Origin of the sequence: Streptomyces sp. ADMS (assembly GCF_033441795.1) — a bacterium.
Lineage (GTDB): Bacteria > Actinomycetota > Actinomycetes > Streptomycetales > Streptomycetaceae > Streptomyces.
Genome location: NZ_JAVFVX010000082.1, coordinates 15,157 through 35,391, shown reverse-complemented (window position 1 = coordinate 35,391; position 20,235 = coordinate 15,157). Strand labels below are relative to the sequence as shown.

Genomic DNA, 20,235 nt, shown 5'->3' with positions numbered 1-20,235 from the left:
CGCCGATGTTGCTGCTGAAGACGTAGACCAGGAACTTGCGGATGTTCTGATAGACCGACCGGCCCAGCTTGACCGCCGCGGCGATGGAGGCGAACGAGTCGTCCAGCAGCACTATCACCGCGGCCTCCCGGGCGACATCGGTGCCGGAGGCGCCCATCGCCACGCCGATGTCGGCGTGCTTGAGGGCCGGTGCGTCGTTGGCACCGTCGCCGGTGACCGCGACGACCTCGCCGCGTCGCTGCAGCGCGGTGACCACCCGCATCTTGTGCTCCGGGCTGACCCGGCACAGCAGTAGCTCGCCTGGCGCGGCCAGCAGCGTGTCCAGGTCCTTGTCGTCCAGGGCGTCGAGCCGGGCGCCGGTCACCACGGTCGGCGCGGGCCTGGAGACGATGCCGACCCGGCGGGCGACGGCCTCAGCGGTCAGCGGGTGGTCCCCAGTGACCATGATGATCCGGATGCGGGCCCGTCGGCAGGCGGCGACCGCGTCGCTGACCTCGGGCCGTGGCGGGTCGAGCATGCCGACGAGCCCCAGGAGCGTCAGCTCCGACTCCACCTCGTCCTGGACAGGGCGGGAGTCCGATACGGGCCGCCATGCCGCCGCCAGCACGCGTAGCCCCTGCGAGGCCAGCTCGTCGTTCGCGGCGGTGACAGCGGCACGCAGCTCCTCGGTCAGCGGCCGCCGCTCTCCACCCCAGTCGATGCTGGTAGAGCGTGCGAGCAGCTCCTGCGGCGCGCCCTTGACATACGCGTGGTAGCCGTCGGCGGTGTCACCGTGCACGGTGCTCATCAGCTTGCGGACCGAATCGAAGGGGTACTCCGCCACGCGCGGCGCCGCCGCTTCTTCGGTGACACGGTCGAGTCCGGCCTTCGCCGCAGCCACGAGCAGCGCCCCCTCCGTGGTATCGCCGAGCACCCGCCAGCCCTGGCGGTCCGACGGCGGGACCAGCCGGGCATTGCAGCACAGCGCCGCCGCCCGCAGCAGCCCGCGCACCGGCTGCGGGTTGGCCACGTCGCCCTCAGGCGCGTATCCCACCCCGGACACGGCGTGCGGCGCACCGCCCGCCCACACCTGCACGACGGTCATCTCGGCCTGCGTGAGTGTCCCGGTCTTGTCCGTGCACACGACGGTGGTGGACCCCAGTGCCTCCACAGCAAGAAGCTGCTTGACCAGGGCGTGCCGACGGGCCATCCGCCGCACGCCGATCGCCAGCGACACCGACAGAGTCGCGGGAAGGCCCTCGGGGACGAGCGCGACCATGACCCCGAGCGCGAACACGAAGGTCTCGACGAACGACTGCCCGGCGGGCACGCGCACCGCGAACAGAGCGGCCCCGATCGCCAGCGCCGTTCCCGCCACCCTGCGGGCCATCGAGGCCACCTGACGCTGCAGCGGAGTCTTCTGCCGCGGCGCCGCGGCTGCGAGCCGGAAGATGCCTCCGAATTCGGTCGCCGCTCCGGTGGCGAACACCACCGCCTTCGCGGCGCCCGCCACGACATCGGTGCCCATGAACACGCAGTTGCGGGCCTGGAGCACCGGCCCGGCCGCCACCGGGTCACCCGTACGCCCGACGGCGTCGCTCTCCCCGGTCAGCGCCGCGTTGTTGACGGAGACCTCGTGTGCCTCCACGAGGCGGCAGTCCGCCGGCACCGCGTCCCCGGCCTCCAGGACGACGACGTCACCGGGCACCAGCTCACGCGCGGGCAACTCCCGCCGCTCCCCGTCGCGGAGCACCCGGCAGGTGTGCGGCACCATGGCCTGGAGCGACTCCGCCGTTCGCTCGGCGGAGTACTCCTGTGCGAAGCCGATGGCCGCGTTCAGCACCACCACACCGAGGATCGCCACGGCCAGTTGCAGGGTTCCCACGTCCTGTGGCTTCTGAAGCCCGTAGGCCAGGAACGTGATCGCCGATGCGACGAGCAGTACGACGGCGAAGAGGTCGGTGAACTGGCCGACCAGGTCTTGCCACAGCCCTCGTCGCCCTGCGGGCGGCAGTTCGTTGGGCCCGAACCGGTCCCGCCGTGCCGCCGCGTCCGCCGACGCCAGTCCCCGCGGCGAAGCATCCAGCGCGGCGAAGACCTCGCCCGTCGCCAGCGTCTGCACCGTGGGGCCGCGCGTCCCGACCGGGACCGCCGGCCCGGCGCCCCCGTCTCCAGGCGTCAGCACGGGAGTTCCGGTACCCATCGCCGAGTGCCTCAGACCATCGCCGTCACGGCGGGGCCACGCGGACGGCCGTGACCTTGTACTCGGGGCAGGACGTGACAGTGTCCACGTGGTCGGACGTGAGGCGGTTCACGCCGCTCGCGGGAAAGTGGAAGGAGCAGAAGACCTGGCCGGGGGCGGTCTGTTTGCTGACGCGGGCGATGAGCCGGGCTCGGCCGTGCCGGCTCTCCACCGTGACCTGCTCGCCGCCCCGCACCTCGTACCGGGCGGCGTCGTCCGGGTGGAGGTCGAGGAAGTCGACCGGATCGAGGGCGAGGTTGCCGCCGCGCCGGGTCATGCTCCCGGAGTTGTAGTGCGCCCAGCGCCGTCCGGTGACGAGGACCAGCGGATAGCTGTCGTCGGGCTGCTCGCCGGGCGGGAGGTAGGGGGTGGCGGCGAGGTGGGCCCGGCCGCCCGGGGTCGCGAACCGCTCGGTGTACAGCTTGGCTTCTCCCGGCTGGTCGGGGTCGGGGCAGGGCCAGGGCACGGCGCCCTCGCGGTCCAGCCGGTCGTGGGAGAGCCCGGCGAAGACGGGCGCGAGTCGTGCGCACTCGGCGAGGGCGTCGGCGGGAGCCGCGCAGCCCAGGTCGGCTCCCATCGCCTGGGCGAGGGCCCGGACGATGTCGAAGTCGGTCCGGGTCTCTCCCGGCGGGGGCACGGCGGGGCGGACCCGCTGGAACCTGCGGTCGAAGTTGACGAAGGTCCCGTCCTTCTCCAGCCAGGAGGCGACCGGCAGGACGACGTCGGCGTGCTGGGCGGTCTCGGACAGGAACAGTTCGTTGCAGACGACGAGCGGGCAGGCGTCCAGGGCCCGGGCCACTTGGTTGGCGTCGGGGTCGGTGGCGCAGACGTCCTCCCCGATGACCCACAGGGCCCGCAGGTCCCCGGCTCGTGCGGCGGCGAACATGTCCGGGATCCGAAGCCCTGGCCGTGCGGGGACCGGTACGCCCCAGACGTCCTCCGCCCGCGCGCGGACAGCCGGGTCGGTCACCTTCCCGTACCCGGGCAGCAGGTCCGGCAGGGCGCCCATGTCGGAAGCGCCCTGCACGTTGTTCTGGCCGCGCAGCGGGTTGACTCCGTAGCCCCGGTCGGTTCCCACGGCGCCGCGCAGGATCGCCAGGTTGGCGAGGGACCGCACCCCGTCGGTGCCGTGGAGGTGCTCGGTGACGCCCAGGCCGTAGACGATGGCCGGCCGCTCGGCCCTGCCGTAGAGGCGGGCGGCGGCGACCAGGTCCGCGGCAGGTACGCCGGTGATGTCCGCGACCCGGTCGGGCGGGTAGTCGGCCAGCAGCTCGGTCAGCTCCGGCAGACCGGTTGCCCGCTCGCGCAGGAAGTCCTCGTCGGTCAGCCCTTCGGCGAGCAGGATGTGGGCGAGCCCGTGGAAGAGCGCGACGTTGGTGCCGGGGCGGGGGCGCAGGTGGACGTCGGCGTGCAGGGCGAGGCCGACGGCGCGGGGGTCGGCGACGATCAGCTTGGCTCCGTGGAGGACGCGCCGCAGCAGGCGCGCTCCGACCACCGGGTGCGCTTCGACGGGGTTGGCGCCGACCACCAGCAGGCAGTCGGCTCGCTCGACGTCGTCGAAGGTGTCGGTGCCGCCGGAGAGCCCGAAGGATGCCGTGAGGCCGGCGGCGGAGGGGGAGTGGCACAGGCGGGAGCAGTTGTCGACGTTGTTGGTGCCGATGACGACCCGCATGAACTTCTGGACGAGGTAGTTGTCCTCGTTGGTGGCGCGGGCCGAGGAGATCGCCGCCACGGCGTCCGGGCCGCCCGCGTCGACGGCCGCACGCAGTCCCCGGGCGACGTGGGCGAGCGCTTCGTCCCAGCCGACCGGCTCCAACGTGCCGCCGCGCCGGAGCAGGGGCCGGGTGAGCCGCTCGGGGGACGTGCGGAATCCGTGGGCGAAGCGGCCCTTCACACAGGCGTGCCCGTGGTTGACCGGACCGTCCCGGGCGGGCAGCACCGCCGAGACCTCGCCGTCCTGGGTGACCACGTCGAGGGCGCAGCCCACGCCGCAGTAGCCGCAGGTGGTCCGCGTCCGGGCCGCCGCAGGCCCGACCCCGGAGGTGAGGCCGCGCGCCGGTCCGGGCTGGATGATCGCTCCCGTGGGGCAGGTGTCGACGCAGCCGCCGCAGGCCACGCAGTCCGACTCGGCCCAGGGCCCGCCGGTGCCGGGGGCCACGACCGTGTCGCCGCCCCGGCCCACCAGGGTCAGGGCGAAGGTGCCCTGCACCTCGGAGCACATCCGCACGCACCGGCCGCAGGCGATGCACAGGTCCCGGTCGAGGTGGACGTAGGGGTGGGAGTCGTCCCCGCCTCGGCCCCCGGAATCCTGCGCCGTGTCGGGGCCGATGCCCATCGACCGGCAGACCTGGGCCAGTTCACTGGGATCGCCGTCGGCGAGAGCCCGGGGCGGCAGCGCGGAGACGATGACCTCCACCGCGTCCCTCCGCAACCGTACAAGATCATCGGTCGCGGTTTCGATCCGGGCGCCGGGGGACGACGGGGTGACACACGCCGCCGCGACGCGACCGTCGGCCCGTACCAGACACGTACGACAGGACCCGGCAGGGCTGAGCCGGTCGTCGGAGCAGAGCGCGGGCAACTCGACCCCGGCCGCCCGCACCGCCGTGAGCAGAGAAGCCCCCTCGGGCACGTGGACGCCCGTGCCGTCGACCTCGATCGCGATTCCGGTCATGGGCCCCATCCCGCCAGTCGATCCCCGTAGGCGCGGGCAAGACTGTGCACGGCAGCCGGGATCCGCCGTCCGAAGGCACACAGGCTCGCGTCGGTCAGGACACGCGACAGCCGCTCCCACTCCTGACCCGGCGGCGCCTGGGCGGATGCCATCTCCAGGCCGCGGCGCGAGCCGACCCGGCAGGGCGAGCACGCCCCACAGCTCTCGGCCACGGCGAACTCCCAGACATGCCGCAACACGTCCTCCGGCGCCACGCGCTCATCGAAGGCGACCAGACCGGCATGGCCCAGGGCGGCGCCCCTGGCCGACAGGCCGGCCTCCGACAGAGGTACGTCCAGGACGTCGGCGGCGAGGAAGCCACCCAGTGGTCCGCCGACCTGGAGAGCGGTCAGCTCGGCGCCGCCTTTCAGGCCGCCGCCCAGCTCCGTGACGATCCGCCGCACCGGCGTACCGAGCTCGACCTCGTAACATCCCGGCTGGGCGAACCGCTCGGAGAGACAGACCAGTTTGGTCCCCGCCTCGGCGGGCGTGCCGCGCCGAGCGTACGCATCGCCGCCACGTCGGACGATCCACGGCACGGCCGCCAGGGTCTCCACGTTGTTGACCACGGTCGGCGCATCCCACAGGCCACGCTCGGTCGGGTACGGAGGGCGCGGCCGGGCGCATCCCCGGCCGCCCTCCAACTCCGCGATCAGCGCGGTCTCCTCACCGGCGACGTAGGAGCCGGCGCCCTCGACAACCCGGATGTCCAGCGCGGTGGCCGTACCGTGCACCGACGGGCCGAGATGGCCGTCGGCATACGCGTGCCCCACAGCTTCCCGCATCCGTGCAAGAGCGGCCGGGTACTCGGAGCGCACCAGCACCACGCCCTCGCGGGCCCCGCACGCGAAACACGCCAGCGCCAACCCCTCCAGCACCCGCTCCGGGTCGGCCTCCATCAACAGCCGATCGGCGTACGAGCCGGGGTCCCCCTCGTCGCCGTTGGCCACGACCACCGTGCCGGGGGCACGGCCGGCCGCCTCCCATTTCGCCGCCACCCGGAAACCCGCGCCCCCACGCCCTCGAAGCCCGGATGCCGCGACCTCGTCGAGGACCTCGTCCGGGGTACCCGTGGTCACCGTCCCCGGCCACACCTGCCACGCGGGCTCACCGGAGAGCACACCACCGAGCAGGACCGGGTCACCGGTGTCATCGGTCAGGGGGATGTCCGGTGCCTGCGGTGGCTCTCGCCCGGTGAGCTGACCGGTGAGAGTCGGACCTGTGCAGGGCGTGTCGCCGTCGAGCGCCGCGGGCCCCGCGTAGCAGTAGCCCAGACAGCGGACGGCTTGCATCGATACGTCACCGTCCGGCGAGGCGGTGGCGGGGATGACGCCCAGCGCGTTCTCGACATCGGCGAGGTGTCGTCCGGCCTGCGCCGCGAAGCAGGCAGTCGCGGCGCACACCCGGACATGACGGCGGCTGTGCGTGGCGGTGAGGTCCGCGTAGTAACTGGCAGGTCCGAGCGCGGCGGCAGCGGGAAGTCCGACTTGGGCAGCGACAGCTGGAGCCCAGCTCTCGGGGCTGTCCGGTGTGCCCGCCCTGGCCTCGGCCAGCGACTCGATCAACCGGTCTCCAGGCCGCCCGCGCCGGTCGGCCAGGGCGCGGAACGCGTCGAAACGGTCGGCAGGACCGACGGGAACCATGCCTTCATCGTGGAGGCAGCGGGACGAGGCCGCATCCCGGCACCAGCCCGCACGGCCAGCACCCGTGTGGGAGGGACTTACATGCCGCTCTCGTGAAGCCGTAGTGACCCCGAGCCGGGAGTCACGGGAGCGGACGTCATGTCGCCGCCGGGCCGAGCCTCGTCGCCTCCGTCGTCAACGCCCTCCAGAGGCCCTTGCTGCAGTTCGCATCCTGCCTGGTCACCGGTGAAAGCGCCCCAGCCCCGATCACTATTTGCGGTGTGCTGGGCGCGCGAGGCAAAGCGGCACCTCGGCACATGGTCAGCTGCTACCGCCAATACCTCGGACTACCGCCACGGGGGAGTGCGCATGATGCAGCATGGCCTGGCTCACCGACCCCAGCAGCAGGCCGGAGAAGCCGCCACGTCCGCGAGCACCGACCACAAGCAGCTGGGCCGTGAGGCTCGCGTCGATCAGCGCCTCACGCGTCCCGCCGTGCACGACCTTGCGCTTCACGCTCACGCCCGGGTACTTGTCCTGATGGCCGGCGAGTGCCTCGGACAGCAGACGCTCCTCGCTCGCGGCCAGTGTGCCCGGATCATTTGCGAACGGCATTGCCTTGTCCTGCGGCGCCGGCAGCGGGGCGTTCCAGGTGGTCCAGGAATGCACAGCAACGAGGTCGGCCCCGCGCAGGGCCGCCTCGGCGAAAGCGAAATCGACCGCCTTCGCGCCGGCCGAGGAACCGTCGACCCCCAGCACGATCGGCCCGGTGCCTTCCTCCTGCTCTCGCACGACCAGTACAGGGCACCGCCCATGAGCTGCCAGGTGCATGGCCGTCGACCCCACCAGCAGCGCGACGAAGCCTCCCATACCCCGCGACCCGACGACCATGAGCTCCGCGGCACGCGACTGCGCCTCCAGCACCGTGAGTGGTTCTCCCGTCACCACAGCGTGGGAGACATCCACCTCCGGTGCGACCGTCCTGGCACGCTCCTCCGCCTCGGCGACCAGGGGTTCCACCATCTTGCGCACACCGTCCTCGAGCGGACCCGGCGGCACGTGCATCGCGGGCCAGAGGAACGCATGCACCAGCCGCAACCCTGCCCCGCGCCACCGAGCCTCCTGAGCCGCCGCCTCCACCGCGGCAAGACTCGACGCCGAACCGTCCACTCCCACCACAACCAGACCGCTCATCACGCCTCCCGTGGGCCGTACCTCCCAGGTTCACCCCGACGACACGCTCCTGCCACAGGGCCACTCCATGGGCCACGGTTCACGTATTGACGTTCGCCCTGATGGCTTGGTCTTCCGCCGTCGGCACCCTGAAGGCCACGGACAGTTCGGTAGACGACGCGGAGCATGGTGGTGGGGGGATCTGGTCAGGCCACAGTGATGCTGTCGTCGAGGTAGACGTCCTGGACGGCGTGGAGGAGTTCGATGCCCTCGTCGGTGGGCCTCTGGAAGGCTTTGCGGCCGGTGATGAGCCCGGTGCCGCCAGCCCGCTTGTTGATCACCGCTGTCCGTACGGCCTGCGCGAGGTCCCCCTTGCCGGCCGATGCCCCGCCGCTGTTGATCAGACCGACCCGGCCCATGTAGCAGTTGGCCACCTGCCAGCGGGTGAGGTCGATCGGGTGATCGGTGGTGAGCCTGTCGTACAGGAGCTTGTCGGTTCTGCCGAAGTCCAGTGCGGTGTAGCCGCCGTTGTTCTCCGGCTGCTTCTGCTTGACGATGTCGGCCTGGATGGTCACGCCGAGGTGGTTGGCCTGCCCGGTGAGGTCGGCCGACACCGAGTAGTCCACGCCGTCCTTCTTGAACGCCGGGTTGCGCAGGTAGCACCACAGTACGGTGAACATGCCCAGTTCATGGGCCCGCGCGAAGACTTCGCTGGCTTCCTGCAACTGGCGGTCCGACTGCTCCGAACCGAAGTAGACCGTGGCGCCGACACCGGCCGCACCGAGTTCGAAGCACTGCTCGACATTGCCGAACATGATCTGGTCGTAATGGTTCGGATAGGTCAGCAGCTCGTTGTGATTGAGCTTCACGATGAACGGGATCTTGTGCGCGTAGCGCCGCGACACGGCCCCCAGCACGCCGAGTGTGCTCGCGACCGCGTTGCAGCCGCCCTCGATGGCGAGTTCGACGATGTTCCGTGGGTCGAGGTAGCGGGGGTTCGCGGCGAACGCCGACGCCGCGGAGTGCTCGATGCCCTGATCGACCGGGAGGATCGACACGTACCCCGTGCCGGCCAGACGGCCGTGGTCGAAGAGGGACTGCAGGTTGCGCAGCACCCGGGGCGAGCGGTCGGTTGCGGCCACGGTCCGGTCGACGAAGTCATGGCCCGGCAGTACCAGGTCTTCCTTGGGAATTCCTTGGGCGGCATGAGCCAGCAGGTACTTGGCCTCGTCGCCTAGCAAGGATTGGATGTCGGTCATAGGCTCGCCTCTCCGGTCGTTCGAATTGCCGAGGGGCGGGGCCCGCGGATTGCCGAGGAGTGAGGCCCGGCTTCCCGTAACCGCCGGACCCATGTACGTCCGTACGTACGCGCCTGTTCGGCGTCTTGACGGCTTCAGCGGCGACGCGCGCACAGCCGTGATCATCCATGCCCCGTGCCAATGCCCCCTCCCCGCAGGGAGCACCAGCGGTCTTGCCCGGTAGTGGTGGCCATGGGGCTCAGGCGGGTGCGTAGGTCAGGCAGTCGACCTCGGTCTGCTGGTAGCCCACGGCGATGCCGGGGCGCGGCATTCGAAGTCGATGTTGTGCCGGCAGTCGGACATCTTGCAGGCGCCGACCCGGCCGGTGGCGGACCGGTCGCCGCCCTTGGCCGGGGAGGTGAAGAAGGTGTCGCAGTGTGCGTGCAGGATGTCGCCCACGGTGATGGCCAGGGCGTGACAGGCGCGGTCCCGGTTGTAGGCACACAGTCCTCGACCGCGCACTCGGTCACGACGGGCATTTCCATGGCGGCGGTCTCCGGGTGTCGGTGTTTGTCCGGCTCGTCGGCGGCGAGCGGTGAGCGGCTACCGTGAGCGTGGGCCCAACGGGTCCATCGTGTTCGTCGGCGCCACCGACGGCCAGCGGGCTTCCGCCGAACGGGACAACACGCGTGAGCCGTCCTACGGACCCTGAACGGATGTGGCTGCGATGCGCGCCGCCAAGACCTGCGTGGAACCCGCATCGGGTCCGGGCGCCTGAGCGATCCTGCCGTGGAACAGTGGAGAGGAGGAGACACGAGCCGTGTGACGCCCGCGGAGGTGCACCGGGCGAAGGAGGACACGATGAGTCACCCTGTGCTGGCGGGCATCGACGGGTCCGAACGCAGTTCGGCGGCAGCCGACTGGGCGGCGAAGGAGGCCGCGCTGCGCGGCGTTCCGCTGCGCCTGTTCCATGCCTTCCCGCGGCTTCCTGGCCCCGCCACCGTGCCGGGTCCGGCCCTGGACAGGCTGCATCACATGGGTGCGCAGATGCTCGAACGCGTGGTAGCAGACCTCGGCGACCGCTACCCGGATGTCGAGGTGCGGGGCGAGCAGGCCGATGACGCCCCCGCCGCGGCTCTCCTCGTCGCGGCCCGCGCTGCCGGGCTCCTCGTCGTCGGCACACGGGGGACAGGCGGTTTCGACGGTCTCGCGGTCGGCTCGGTGGCCCTGCGGATGGCGGCAGCAGCCCCATGTCCTGTCGTGTTGGTCCCCCAGCGGCCCGGCGCCTTCAGTGAAGGGGTGCATGCGGCGCGCGGCGCTGCCCGGGTCGTGGTGGGGTTCGACGCGCATCGCCCGGTCGGTGAGGTGGCGGACTTCGCGTTCTCGGCCGCTGCGGCACGCGGAGCACCTCTGCGGGTGGTCCAGGCATGGGCCTTTCCTGCCGAGGCCGTCTCTCCGCGGACGCTGGTGGTGACCGGGGAGGACCGCGCCACGTGGGAGGACCAGGAGGTCTTGCAACTCTCCGACGCGCTGCGCGTTTGGCAGGAGAAGTACCCCCGTGTGACGGTCCGCACCGATGTCGTGCTGCTTCACCCCGCGGAAGCGCTCTTGAACGCGTCCGGGGATGCGGCCCTGCTCGTCGTGGGCCGCCGCACCGATCCGCAGGCGGCCGAAGGCCGACTGGGCCCGGTCACGCATGCCGTACTACACCACGCCGGCTGCCCGGTGGCGGTCGTACCGCACGCCGGATAACGGCTGCCCAGAGGGCTGGCGGCGGATCGGCAGGTCCGACAGCGATCCGGTGAGCGCCGGGGCTGGTCAGCCGAAGAACACCTCGAACTCGTCGTACAGCGACGGATCGACCAGCTTGGTCTGCGCCGTGGCATCGGCGAGGGGGACGCGGACGATCCGGGTGCCCTGCAGGGCGACCATGACGCCGAAGTCGCTGTCCTTGACCGCGTCGATGGCGTGCAGCCCGAAGCGCGTGGCCAGCCACCGGTCGAATGCGCTTGGGGTGCCGCCGCGCTGGATGTGACCCAGCACCGTGGTGCGGGCATCCTTGCCGGTGCGTGCCGAGATCTCCTGGGCCAGCCATTCACCGATGCCGGACAGCCGCACGTGGCCGAACTCGTCCAGCGACCGATCCTTGAGGATCATCTGCCCCTCTTTGGGGACGGCTCCTTCGGCTACGGCGACGATCGGCGCATAGTTGATCTTAAATCGGCTTTTCACCTGCTCGCAGACCTGATCGATGTCGAACGGTCGCTCCGGGATGAGGATCACGTTGGCGCCGCCCGCGATGCCGGCGTGCAGGGCGATCCATCCGGAGTGCCGCCCCATCACCTCCACCACCAGGGCGCGCATGTGTGACTCGGCAGTGGTGTGGAGACGGTCGATGGCCTCGGTCGCGATACCGACGGCTGTGTCGAAGCCGAAGGTGTAGTCGGTGCCGGATACGTCGTTGTCGATGGTCTTCGGCACGCCGACCAGCTGGATCCCCTGCCGGCTCAGCTCGGTGGCCACACCGAGCGTGTCCTCGCCGCCGATCACGACGAGCGCGTCCACGTCGTGCGCGGCAAGCGTGTCCTGCACGCGTCGCAGCCCGTCCTCGTGCTTGAACGGGTTGGTGCGGGAGGAGCCGAGGATGGTCCCGCCGCGGGGGAGAATCCCCCGCACGCTGGAGATGTCCAGCGGCATGACATCACCCTGGAGCAAACCGAGCCAGCCGTCCCGCACGCCGACGAAGTCGAAGGCGTATTCCTGGACGCCCTTGCGGACGACACTGCGGATCACGGCGTTGAGGCCGGGACAGTCACCGCCGCCGGTCAGCACTCCGACCTTCATGGGCTTACTCCCATCCGCTGGTCACCCCGCCTGTTCGCGGCCTTCTCGGAGATCGAAAACCGCTGTCGGGGTACGTAATCGCCTGCTACCAGCCTCCCTCCGTTCGATCCACAGTGGCCACTCGACGGACGCCAGATCCAGGCAGCTCGTTCGTGGGGACTTCTGCCCGGCCCTCGAGGCGGCCTGGACCCGCTGGACAGGTGCGGGCCGTGTCGGAGGGGCGACCTGTGTGACCGGGCCCGGGACAACCCCGTGCGGAGCAGAGCACGCTGTCCTCACCGGAATCGGCGTCGGTGAACAGACAGAAGCCGTAGTCCATCGACTCCATCTCAAAGACCGCCTCGTGCGGTGTTTCCTTGCGGGGTGAAGGACTTGTGGCGGACGACCTGCCGTTCCTCCGCGGGCCGCGGGCCGCGGGTAGTGGGTAGTGGTCGGGGCGGTGGATGGGTTCATCGCCGTGCCGCCACTTGTTCGGGCCCGGATGCCGGGCATCCGGCCGCAGCGGGGCTCCCAGTGCTCGGCCAGCCGGGCGGGCTGTTCTGCCAACTGGTCCTGGGGCAGGTCGACGGCCTGCGTGGCGGTCTGCCCTGCGACGTGCGCGCGAGCCGGCCGACCGTTGACGTCCGCGTCGGTCTGGGGCGGTCACCGGCCACTCCATCGCCGAGTTCGCTGTCCGGGCCGGTTTTTCCGGTCGGGACCGCGCGGCGACCCCAGGCGGAAGAGGCCCCGAGTCGGTTCGTTCGATGCTGCCGATGGCGCAGAAGGCGTTGATCCTGGAAGTGGGACGCCCACCTGCGATCCGCGCTTCTTCGCATTCCGGGGACGGCCTCGCCCGAGGGCTGTCCTTCCGTCAAGGGAGTCGTCCGTGATCACACCAGTCCGTCTGTCAGGCCCGCATCTGTCACGTTCGGCCAAGCCGGGGCCTCCCCGTGAGCCGCCCAAGCCGTCGGCGCCTTCGCCGGGGCCTTCCTGGACACGCTGGCTGCTGCCCGTCGCCATGTTGGCATTGCTGCTCGTGGTGCTGATGCGAGTCCCCTCACCCCAGGAGGGGGAGTCGTTCTCGTACAGCGACTTCCTCGGCAAAGTGGGCGGCGGTCAGGTCAAGACGGTCGTCATCAACGACAAGGGCGCCATCAAGGGAACCCTCAAGGACGGTACGAAGTTCACCACGCGGATCCCCACCGCCCTGGACAACAGCCGCCTCGAACAGCAGCTGCAGTCCAAGAACGTGGAGATCACCGCGTCCCAGAGCCGCAGCGGCAGCCCCTGGGGGACGCTGCTGGTGCTGTTCCTGCCGCTGCTGTTCATCGTCGCCTTGATCCTGTGGAGCGGCCGCCGGGCGGCCCGGACACTGGGCGGAGGGCTCAGCGCCATCGGGCGTGCCCGAGCCAAGATCATCGAGACCGAGCGGCCGACCACCAGCTTCGAGGACGTCGCCGGCTACGAGGGGGTCAAGCAGGAGATCAGCGAGATCGTCGACTTCCTCCGCCACCCCGAGCGCTATGCGGTCGTGGGAGCCAAAGGGCCACGTGGCGTGATCATGTAGGGCCGCCGGGTACCGGCAAGACCCGCCCGTGCGGTGGCCGGCGAGGCAGAGGTCCCGTTCCTGTCGGTGACCGGCTCGGCCTTCGTGGAGATGTTCGTCGGGGTGGGCGCCTCACGGGTACGTGATCTGTTCGCCGAGGCGCGCAAACGGGCCCCTCGATCATCTTCATCGACGAGCGTCCAATGCCGGACGCCGCGACGCGCGCGGCGCACTCGACGGTTGCCGCATCATGCCGTCGGCGCAGGCCGCAGATTTTCCCCCGCGTATGCGATCCGCATGCCCTGCGTCTTGTTGTGAGGTGGCGGTGCACCGTGCAGCGCGCAGAGTTGGTGGCCGGGAGGTCTACTGGAAGGGCGGAGGCTGGTTGGGGGTGTGCCACCCGCAAGCGGTGGCCGGTGGAGGCGGAGGAGGAGCGGTTCTGGATGGTGTGAACGGGCCACCGTGATGAGGAGCGATGGTGGAGCTGACCTTTCTCGACCCTGTGTACGCACGACCGGGCCCGTATGCCTGCGCCTACCTGGACACCTCCCGTGACATCCCTGACCCGGAGGCGGCGATCAGTCTGCGGCGTCGGCATCTGCGTGAGGACCTGGCCGGGCAGGGAGCCGATGACGCCACCGTGGCTGCTGTCGCCGATGTGGCGGGCTCGGACCGGGAGATCGCCGGTCGGCACGGGCAGGCCATCTTCGCGAGCCAGGGCCATCTGGCTCTGGTGGAGGAGGTGCCCGACCCGCCGGCACACGACGCGGCCCGGTTCAGCGCGTTGCCTGACGTGATGCCGCTCGCGGTCCAGCACGCGCCGGACATCCCGTACGCGGCCGCCACCGTGCACCGCGTCGCGCACCGGGAGGTCGGCGAGCCGGAGGACTGGAGGTGGACCTCCAGGCGGGGAGGTGGCCGAGCAGCGCGGTCGCCCCTGAAGGGTGTCACCGCTGGAGCGGTCCTGCGGCGGAGTGGCCGCATGGCGCCACAGAGATCGCCGGTGAGCTGGCCGAGTTGGTCCGCCGCTGCGGTGCCGAGGCGATCGTGGCCAGGGGTGCTCCGGTGACCCTCGTCGGTCGGCCGGAGTTGCGATGGCGGGTTCCGTTCGGTGCCGGGAGGAGCTGGTGAGGTATGTCTGAGGGGCCGGTGGTGGTGGGGACGGACGGCTCGGCCGGAGCGGCACGCGCGGTGCTGTGGGCGGCGCAGGAGGCCGCCGTTCGGCACCAGCCTCTGCACATCGTGTGCGCCGTCGATCTCGACCTGGCGGAACGCCTGTCGGCCGACACCGCCCGGCGGGTCCGCGAGGCGGCCCGGTCCGTTCTGGGCGAGGCAGCTGCCGTGGCATCCGGCCGGGCGCCCGGCCTGGCGGTCTCCACGGAGGTCGGCCGGGAGCCCGCGGCCGACAGCCTGCTGCGGGCGGCCGCGTCGAGGGCTCCGCAAGCCGAGGGTGTCACGGCTCCCGCGGTGACGATCGTCGTGGGTTCGCGGGGGCTGGGTGGTTTCTCCACGCTGCTGCTGGGCTCGGTCGGGCTGGCAGTGGCTGGACAGGCGAAGTGCCCTGTGGTCGTCGTGCGTGGTACGGAGCGGCCGCCAAGCGGGGTGGTCGTGGTGGGCGTGCGGGATGAGGGGGACCTCGAGGCGGTCCGCTTCGCCGGGGAGACCGCCAGGCGGCGCAAGGCATCGCTGCGTCTGCTGAGTACGTGGACCTACCTCCAGTACGTCGGGAGCATGGCGCCCATGGCCGACGTGGTGCGGGTGGCCGTGGAGGCGGAGGCAGCGGCGAGTACTCGCATGCTCGGCTCCGTCCGGGAGGAGTTCCCGGACCTGAAGGTGACCGAAGAGGTGGTGAGGGTTCCCTCTCCGGCAGGCGAACTGGTCGCGGCGTCCCTGCGCGCGGACCTCGTCGTGGTGGGCGCGCGCAAGCCCGCGCATCACGTCGGTCGTGCGCTCGGCCGGGTCGCGCACGCCGTGCTGCAGCACGCGCAGTGCCCGGTGGCCGTAGTCCCCCGCGGCTGATCGGCCGCTCGCCGGGAAATGCCCGGCTGGTGTCGTCCCAAACGGCCGGATCAGGAAGTCGTCAGCTTCCGCTGGGGGCCGAACTTGCGAGCCACGGCGTCGACGAACCGGTGCGACCTGACGGACGCGGTCGCATCCCGGTGCCGTCCAGGCTCCTCCAGCGCGCGAAGCCGTGGGCCCGAGGGTGTACTGGAAGCCAGGAGGATCCGCAGCGAGAGGTCCGAGGCGAGCGCGTGATCAACGACGACGTGGTGCGCCCACCGCGTACCACTCCCTGTGCGCCAGCCGGGTCGAGGCCCCGTGACCCTGGGGCCGTCCCGTCGTCCGACGGCACGAGGCGGGCGGTGTCGCAGCGGGACGGCTGTCTGCCAGGTGACGGTTCGAGCAAGGGGAGAGAGCTGTGCGGGCGACGTTCGTTCTGGGACGGATCGCCGGGGTCCGGGTCGGGGTGCACTGGAGCGTCCTGTTCATCTTCGGCATCATCGCGCTCGGCCTGTCACAGGGCCGCCTTCCGGAGACGTATCCAGGGCGTGCCTGGGCGGTGTACTGGGCGGCCGGCCTTTGCACCGCCGTGGTCTTCTTCGCCTCCCTCCTCGCACATGAGCTGGCGCACGCCGTGGTGGCCCGGCGCAACGGGGTCGAGGTGGACGACATCGTCCTGTGGCTGTTGGGCGGAGCGGCCCGGCTCAAGTCCGAGGCGTCCAGCCCCGGCGCGGAGCTGAGGATCGCCGGCGTCGGCCCTCTCGTCAGCCTCCTCCTGGGTGGGCTGTTCACACTCTGCGCCTGGCTGCTCGAGCTGGTGTCCGCGTCCGGGATCGTGGTGGAGATGGTGGCGTGGCTGGCAGGCATCAACGTCCTGCTCGCGATCTTCAACGCCGTTCCCGCCGCCCCGCTCGACGGCGGCAGGCTGCTGCGCGCGTTCCTGTGGTGGCGCACGGGAGACCGGCTGCGGGCGACAGCCGGCGCGACCGCGGCGGGGCGGGTCTTCGGGTGGCTGCTCGTGGTGCTCGGGCTGATCGCGTTCATGAGGACCGGCGCGTTCGGCGGTCTGTGGCTGGCGCTGATCGGCTGGTTCCTCATCGCGGCGGCCACCGCCGAGGGACGGCAGGCCCAGCTGCGCGGTGTGCTCGCCGGTGTCCCGGTGCGCGACGCCATGACGCCCGAACCTCTCACGGTTCCCGCGGACACCACGGTCGCGGGCTTCATCACCGATGCGCGCTACCGCTACCGGCATTCGGCGTTCCCGGTGACCGACGACGGGGCCCCGGTCGGGCTGGTGACCCTCGACAGCGCCAGAAAGGTGCCGCAGGCCGAGGCCCATGCCGTGACGGTGAGGGAGGTGATGGTGCCGCTGTCGCAGACCACCGTGGTGGAGCCGGACAGCCCGCTGGCGGATCTGCTGCCGCGCATGGAGCCGGGCGCCGAGCACCGGGCCCTGGTCGTGGATCACGGCAGGCTCGTCGGAATCGTCTCGTTGTCGGACGTCAGCCGGACGCTGGCGTGGCTGATGAACACCGCTCCCGGGCGACGCGATGGTCTGTGAACCTGGCCCGGCATCATCGGGCGGGCCGCGTCGCAGAGGCGCGGTATCGCTCATGTGGCGCACTGCGACGATTCGCAACTGGTCGTTGATCCGGGCGTGGCAATTCGGAAGCAGCCAGTCCTGAACGAGGCCGACACGACAACTGCGTCCGCGGGCTACGCGGACCTACGGGACGGGCTGCGTCATGCACTGGCGCGCAGCGAGGCCGCGTTCGCGCAGCGTCTGGGCATCGTGGCTGCGGCCGGCCAGGGCGACGAGCTTCCCGACCCACCGATGAGGGCAGAGGCTCACAGCGGTGACCTCGCCGCGGTCGTCATCGCGGCGCAAAGTGCGAGGGCCGGCGACTGCTGCTCGTCAACGGCGACCGTCGTCCCCGATCCGACGACCCCGCCCAACCCGAATCGAAACCGCTCCGGCACTTCCGCTGGGGGCCGTCGAGGACGAGCGCACTCCGCTGCGTCCGTTGCAACTTCGGGATGACACGTAGACCGACGCCCGAACGGCGGCGCATCGAACTGAGGAGGAACGGGATCATGAGCACGTCGCATGTGCGGGGGGCGGTTGTCGTCGGGGTGGATGCCACTTCTGCCGCCGGGCTGGCCCTGGCCTGGGCGGCGGACGAGGCGGCGCTTCGGCGTCTGCCGCTGCATGTGGTGCTCGCCGTTGACGCGCCTGGGCTGGAGGGCGGTTCTGCCGAGCTGACGTCCTTGTGGACGTCGTGGGGCCCGGCGATTCATACCGTCTACGCGACGGTACTGGAGGAGGCGCGGGACTTTGCCGTTGGACGGCATCCGGAGCTCACCGTGGTCGCCGAGCTGGCCGACGGCTCTCCGGTGGACGTCTTGCGGGCCCGGGCACCGGGCAGCGCCATGGTGGTGATCGGCTCGCGGCACCGCGGCATCGTGCGGGATCTGCTGAGCCGCGAGTCGGTGGGGGAGCCGCTGGTCACGCACGCACCGTGCCCGGTCGTCGTAGTCCGGGCGCCGGAGCTGGTGACGCACGCTCCGCCCCATGTCGTGGTTGGTGTGGATGGTTCGGCTGTGTCGGCGGAGGCGGTGCGGTTCGCCTTCGAGGAGGCTGCCTTCCGCGAGGCCCGTCTGGTCGCGGTCTCGGCCTGGCAGCCGCCCCATCTCCGCGATGTCTCTTCGGAGGAGGTGGAGGACGAAGTGCGTCGGGTGCTGGTGGAGTCCACGGCGGGTTGGCGGGAGAAGTACCCCCAGGTCGACCTCCGGCACTCGGTGGTCCGCGGCCACCCGGTTCGGGTGCTCAGCGACGCGGCCCAGTGGGCGGTGGTGCTGGTGGCGGGCAGCCGCGGGCTGGGCGGATTCTCCGGACTGCTGCTCGGCTCGGTCGGTCAGGGCCTCATGCACCATGCACCCTGCCCGGTCGTCATCGTGCCGCACCCTGCCGGGGACGGGGCCGTCTGACACCCCGCGACGGAGGGATCTGTCGGTGCGGCGCGCACGTCAGCCTGGCCGGACAGGTCGCCCACCCGAGGAGACTGGTAGGCGCCAACAGGGGCGTCGCCGGCGGGAGCCGTGTGGCCAGGTGCCGTCGACCGCATGGTCACGCGGCAACCCCGTGATTACTGTTCCGGGGCATGCCCATCCCGTTCCGCGGCGCGTACGGCCGTCCGCACCATCGATTCACGCGCCGCGGACCGCCTGTCCTGCATCAGGCTGTTCTCCGGCAGTGGCTGGTCAGACGCTGCGTGACACCTCGGCCTCGACGAATCGGCTGACCTCCTTGTCGGGGAGGTTGCGGGCCAGGTCGGCTTCGCTGATCATGCCGAGCAGTCGCGTGTCCTCGTTGGCTCGGCTTGGATCGTTGGTCGGCCTGGACCGGTCTGCGGAGGCAGGCCAGGCAGCCCGGCATGGTCGTCGCCTGCTGATGCCCTGCGCGTGGGCGAGGATGGAGATACGGGGCGCACGCGTCGTCCGCCGTGTTCCTCCTGGACGAGGAGGTCGGATCGTGTTCTTCATGGATCGCCGTGATGCCGGCCGGCAGTTGGCCGCCCGGCTGGAGCACCTCAAGGGGGCTGAGGTGGTGGTGCTGGGCCTGCCCCGCGGCGGGGTTCCGGTCGCCGCGGAGGTCGCCGTGGCGCTGGGCGCGCCGCTGGATGTCTGCCTGGTGAGGAAGCTGGGCGTGCCGTTCCAGCCCGAGCTGGGGATGGGAGCGATCGGCGAGGGCGGCGTACGCGTGATCAACGATGATGTGGTGCGCACCGCGCGTATCACCCCGGCTGAGCTGGCCCAGGTCGAGGCCCGTGAGCGGGAAGTGCTGGAGGCCCGTGCCCGGCGCTACCGAGGCGGGCGGGGACCGGCCCGCCTCGAGGACCGCACGGCTCTGGTGGTCGACGACGGGGTGGCCACCGGGTCGACGGCGCGCGCGGCCTGCCGGATCGCCCGTGCCCGGGGGGCGGCACGGATCGTGCTGGCGGTGCCTGTGGCGCCGCGGGACTGGACCGAGCGACTGGGCAAGGACGCCGACGAACTGGTGTGCCTGCACACCCCGTGGGACTTCTACGCGATCGGGCAGTTCTACGTCGACTTCTCCCAGACCGATGACGATGAGGTCGTCGCCTGCTTGGAAGAGGCCGTAGCCCGCCCGGTGAGCACCCGTCGGACTGAGTGGCACCATGCCGTGCCCGAGGACCGGTGAGGTGGACCTACAGGCCGGTGCGACGGTGCTGCGCGGGCAGTTGACGGTGCCCGAGGGCGCGGCCGGGGTGGTGCTGTTCGCGCACGGCAGCGGCAGCAGTCGGCACAGCCCGCGCAACCGGTTCGTCGCGGCCGGGCTGAACCGGGCCGGGCTCGGCACTCTCCTGTTCGACCTGCTCACCGAAGAGGAAGAGAACGACAGGGCCAACGTGTTCGACACCGGGCTGTTGGCCGGACGTCTGGCGGACGCCACCGGTTGGTTGCGTGGTCAGCCCGAGACCCAGGGGCTCGCTGTCGGGTACTTCGGTGCGAGCACCGGCGCGGCCGCCGCGTTGTGGGCGGCCGCCGAGCCGGGGGCGCGGATCGCCGCGGTCGTCTCGAGGGGCGGCAGGCCCGACCTGGCGGGGCCACGGCTGCCGGCGGTGACGGCGCCGACGCTGTTGATCGTCGGGGGCCATGACGAGTTGGTGCTCGACCTCAATCGCGATGCACAGGCTCGGTTGCGTTGCGAGAACCGGCTCGCGGTCGTCCCCGGCGCCACCCACCTCTTCGAGGAACCCGGTGCCCTGGAGAAGGTCACCGATCTGGCCCGTGACTGGTTCACCGACCACATGGCCCCGATTCCGCGTGCGGCCCGAAGCTGAACCCGTGCTCGGCCACGGTCGGCGCTCAGGCGC

The 20,235-nt window shown here is 71.3% G+C and carries 16 protein-coding genes and 1 pseudogene; 8 read left to right on the top strand and 9 right to left on the bottom strand.

Going from position 1 to position 20,235, the window contains the following annotated elements; genetic code table 11:
• From RB628_RS28875 to RB628_RS28850, 6 genes are all read right to left on the bottom strand, one after another.
• On the bottom strand, positions 1-2,164 hold a 2,164-nt coding region (locus tag RB628_RS28875; RefSeq protein ID WP_318323464.1), incomplete at its 3' end, for a cation-transporting P-type ATPase.
• Positions 2,165-2,207: 43 nt separating this feature from the next.
• On the bottom strand, positions 2,208-4,895 hold the full coding sequence (gene fdhF / locus RB628_RS28870) for a formate dehydrogenase subunit alpha (protein ID WP_318323463.1): 2,688 nt from the start codon (positions 4,893-4,895) through the stop codon (positions 2,208-2,210).
• Positions 4,892-6,577 carry an NAD(P)H-dependent oxidoreductase subunit E gene (locus RB628_RS28865; RefSeq protein ID WP_318323462.1) on the bottom strand — a complete coding sequence of 562 codons (1,686 nt, stop codon included), beginning with the start codon at positions 6,575-6,577 and terminating at the stop codon, positions 4,892-4,894. The genes fdhF and RB628_RS28865 overlap by 4 nt, the downstream gene beginning before the upstream one ends.
• Before the next feature lie 300 nt (positions 6,578-6,877).
• Positions 6,878-7,750 carry a universal stress protein gene (locus RB628_RS28860; RefSeq protein ID WP_318323466.1) on the bottom strand — a complete coding sequence of 291 codons (873 nt, stop codon included), beginning with the start codon at positions 7,748-7,750 and terminating at the stop codon, positions 6,878-6,880.
• A gap of 185 nt (positions 7,751-7,935) precedes the next feature.
• Positions 7,936-8,988 (bottom strand): class I fructose-bisphosphate aldolase, encoded by a 1,053-nt coding sequence (locus RB628_RS28855; RefSeq protein WP_318323461.1) that lies wholly within the window; start codon positions 8,986-8,988, stop codon positions 7,936-7,938.
• A 255-nt stretch (positions 8,989-9,243) separates the two neighbouring features.
• The gene (locus tag RB628_RS28850; RefSeq protein ID WP_318323460.1) at positions 9,244-9,489 is read right to left on the bottom strand and encodes a DUF1540 domain-containing protein; all 246 of its coding nucleotides are present in this window, start codon (positions 9,487-9,489) and stop codon (positions 9,244-9,246) included.
• A 339-nt stretch (positions 9,490-9,828) separates the two neighbouring features.
• On the opposite strand from RB628_RS28850, the gene RB628_RS28845 reads away from it, so the two are divergent.
• Complete coding sequence (locus RB628_RS28845) at positions 9,829-10,719, top strand: universal stress protein (RefSeq protein WP_318323459.1); 891 nt, start codon at positions 9,829-9,831, stop codon at positions 10,717-10,719.
• Between the two features lie 66 nt (positions 10,720-10,785).
• Here RB628_RS28845 and RB628_RS28840 read toward each other — a convergent pair whose 3' ends face one another.
• Complete coding sequence (locus RB628_RS28840; RefSeq protein ID WP_318323458.1) at positions 10,786-11,811, bottom strand: 6-phosphofructokinase; 1,026 nt, start codon at positions 11,809-11,811, stop codon at positions 10,786-10,788.
• Between the two features lie 85 nt (positions 11,812-11,896).
• A complete protein-coding gene (locus RB628_RS42715; RefSeq protein WP_412180741.1) occupies positions 11,897-12,469 on the bottom strand; it encodes a sigma 54 modulation/S30EA ribosomal C-terminal domain-containing protein in 573 nt (190 codons plus the stop codon).
• 207 nt (positions 12,470-12,676) lie between these two features.
• On the opposite strand from RB628_RS42715, the gene RB628_RS28835 reads away from it, so the two are divergent.
• From RB628_RS28835 to RB628_RS28810, 6 genes are all read left to right on the top strand, one after another.
• Positions 12,677-13,357 (top strand): ATP-dependent metallopeptidase FtsH/Yme1/Tma family protein, encoded by a 681-nt coding sequence (locus tag RB628_RS28835; RefSeq protein ID WP_318323457.1) that lies wholly within the window; start codon positions 12,677-12,679, stop codon positions 13,355-13,357.
• Positions 13,358-13,390: 33 nt separating this feature from the next.
• Positions 13,391-13,654 carry an AAA family ATPase gene (locus tag RB628_RS28830; protein WP_318323456.1) on the top strand — a complete coding sequence of 88 codons (264 nt, stop codon included), beginning with the start codon at positions 13,391-13,393 and terminating at the stop codon, positions 13,652-13,654.
• A gap of 157 nt (positions 13,655-13,811) precedes the next feature.
• Positions 13,812-14,405: a hypothetical protein gene (locus RB628_RS28825; protein WP_318323455.1), complete on the top strand. Its 594-nt coding sequence runs from the start codon at positions 13,812-13,814 to the stop codon at positions 14,403-14,405.
• 65 nt (positions 14,406-14,470) lie between these two features.
• On the top strand, positions 14,471-15,355 hold the full coding sequence (locus tag RB628_RS28820) for a universal stress protein (RefSeq protein WP_318323454.1): 885 nt from the start codon (positions 14,471-14,473) through the stop codon (positions 15,353-15,355).
• Between the two features lie 400 nt (positions 15,356-15,755).
• On the top strand, positions 15,756-16,898 hold the full coding sequence (locus tag RB628_RS28815; RefSeq protein WP_318323453.1) for a site-2 protease family protein: 1,143 nt from the start codon (positions 15,756-15,758) through the stop codon (positions 16,896-16,898).
• A 533-nt stretch (positions 16,899-17,431) separates the two neighbouring features.
• On the top strand, positions 17,432-18,325 hold the full coding sequence (locus tag RB628_RS28810) for a universal stress protein (RefSeq protein WP_318323452.1): 894 nt from the start codon (positions 17,432-17,434) through the stop codon (positions 18,323-18,325).
• 273 nt (positions 18,326-18,598) lie between these two features.
• Here the strand turns inward: RB628_RS28810 and RB628_RS28805 are convergent, their stop codons facing one another.
• Positions 18,599-18,880, bottom strand: coding sequence for a hypothetical protein (locus tag RB628_RS28805; RefSeq protein ID WP_318323451.1), 282 nt, complete (start codon positions 18,878-18,880; stop codon positions 18,599-18,601).
• Between RB628_RS28805 and RB628_RS28800 the strand changes: the two are divergent.
• Positions 18,870-20,202 (top strand): annotated as a pseudogene (locus RB628_RS28800) (phosphoribosyltransferase family protein). The gene RB628_RS28805 and the pseudogene RB628_RS28800 sit on opposite strands and share 11 nt — an antisense overlap.
• Positions 20,203-20,235: the final 33 nt, after the last annotated feature.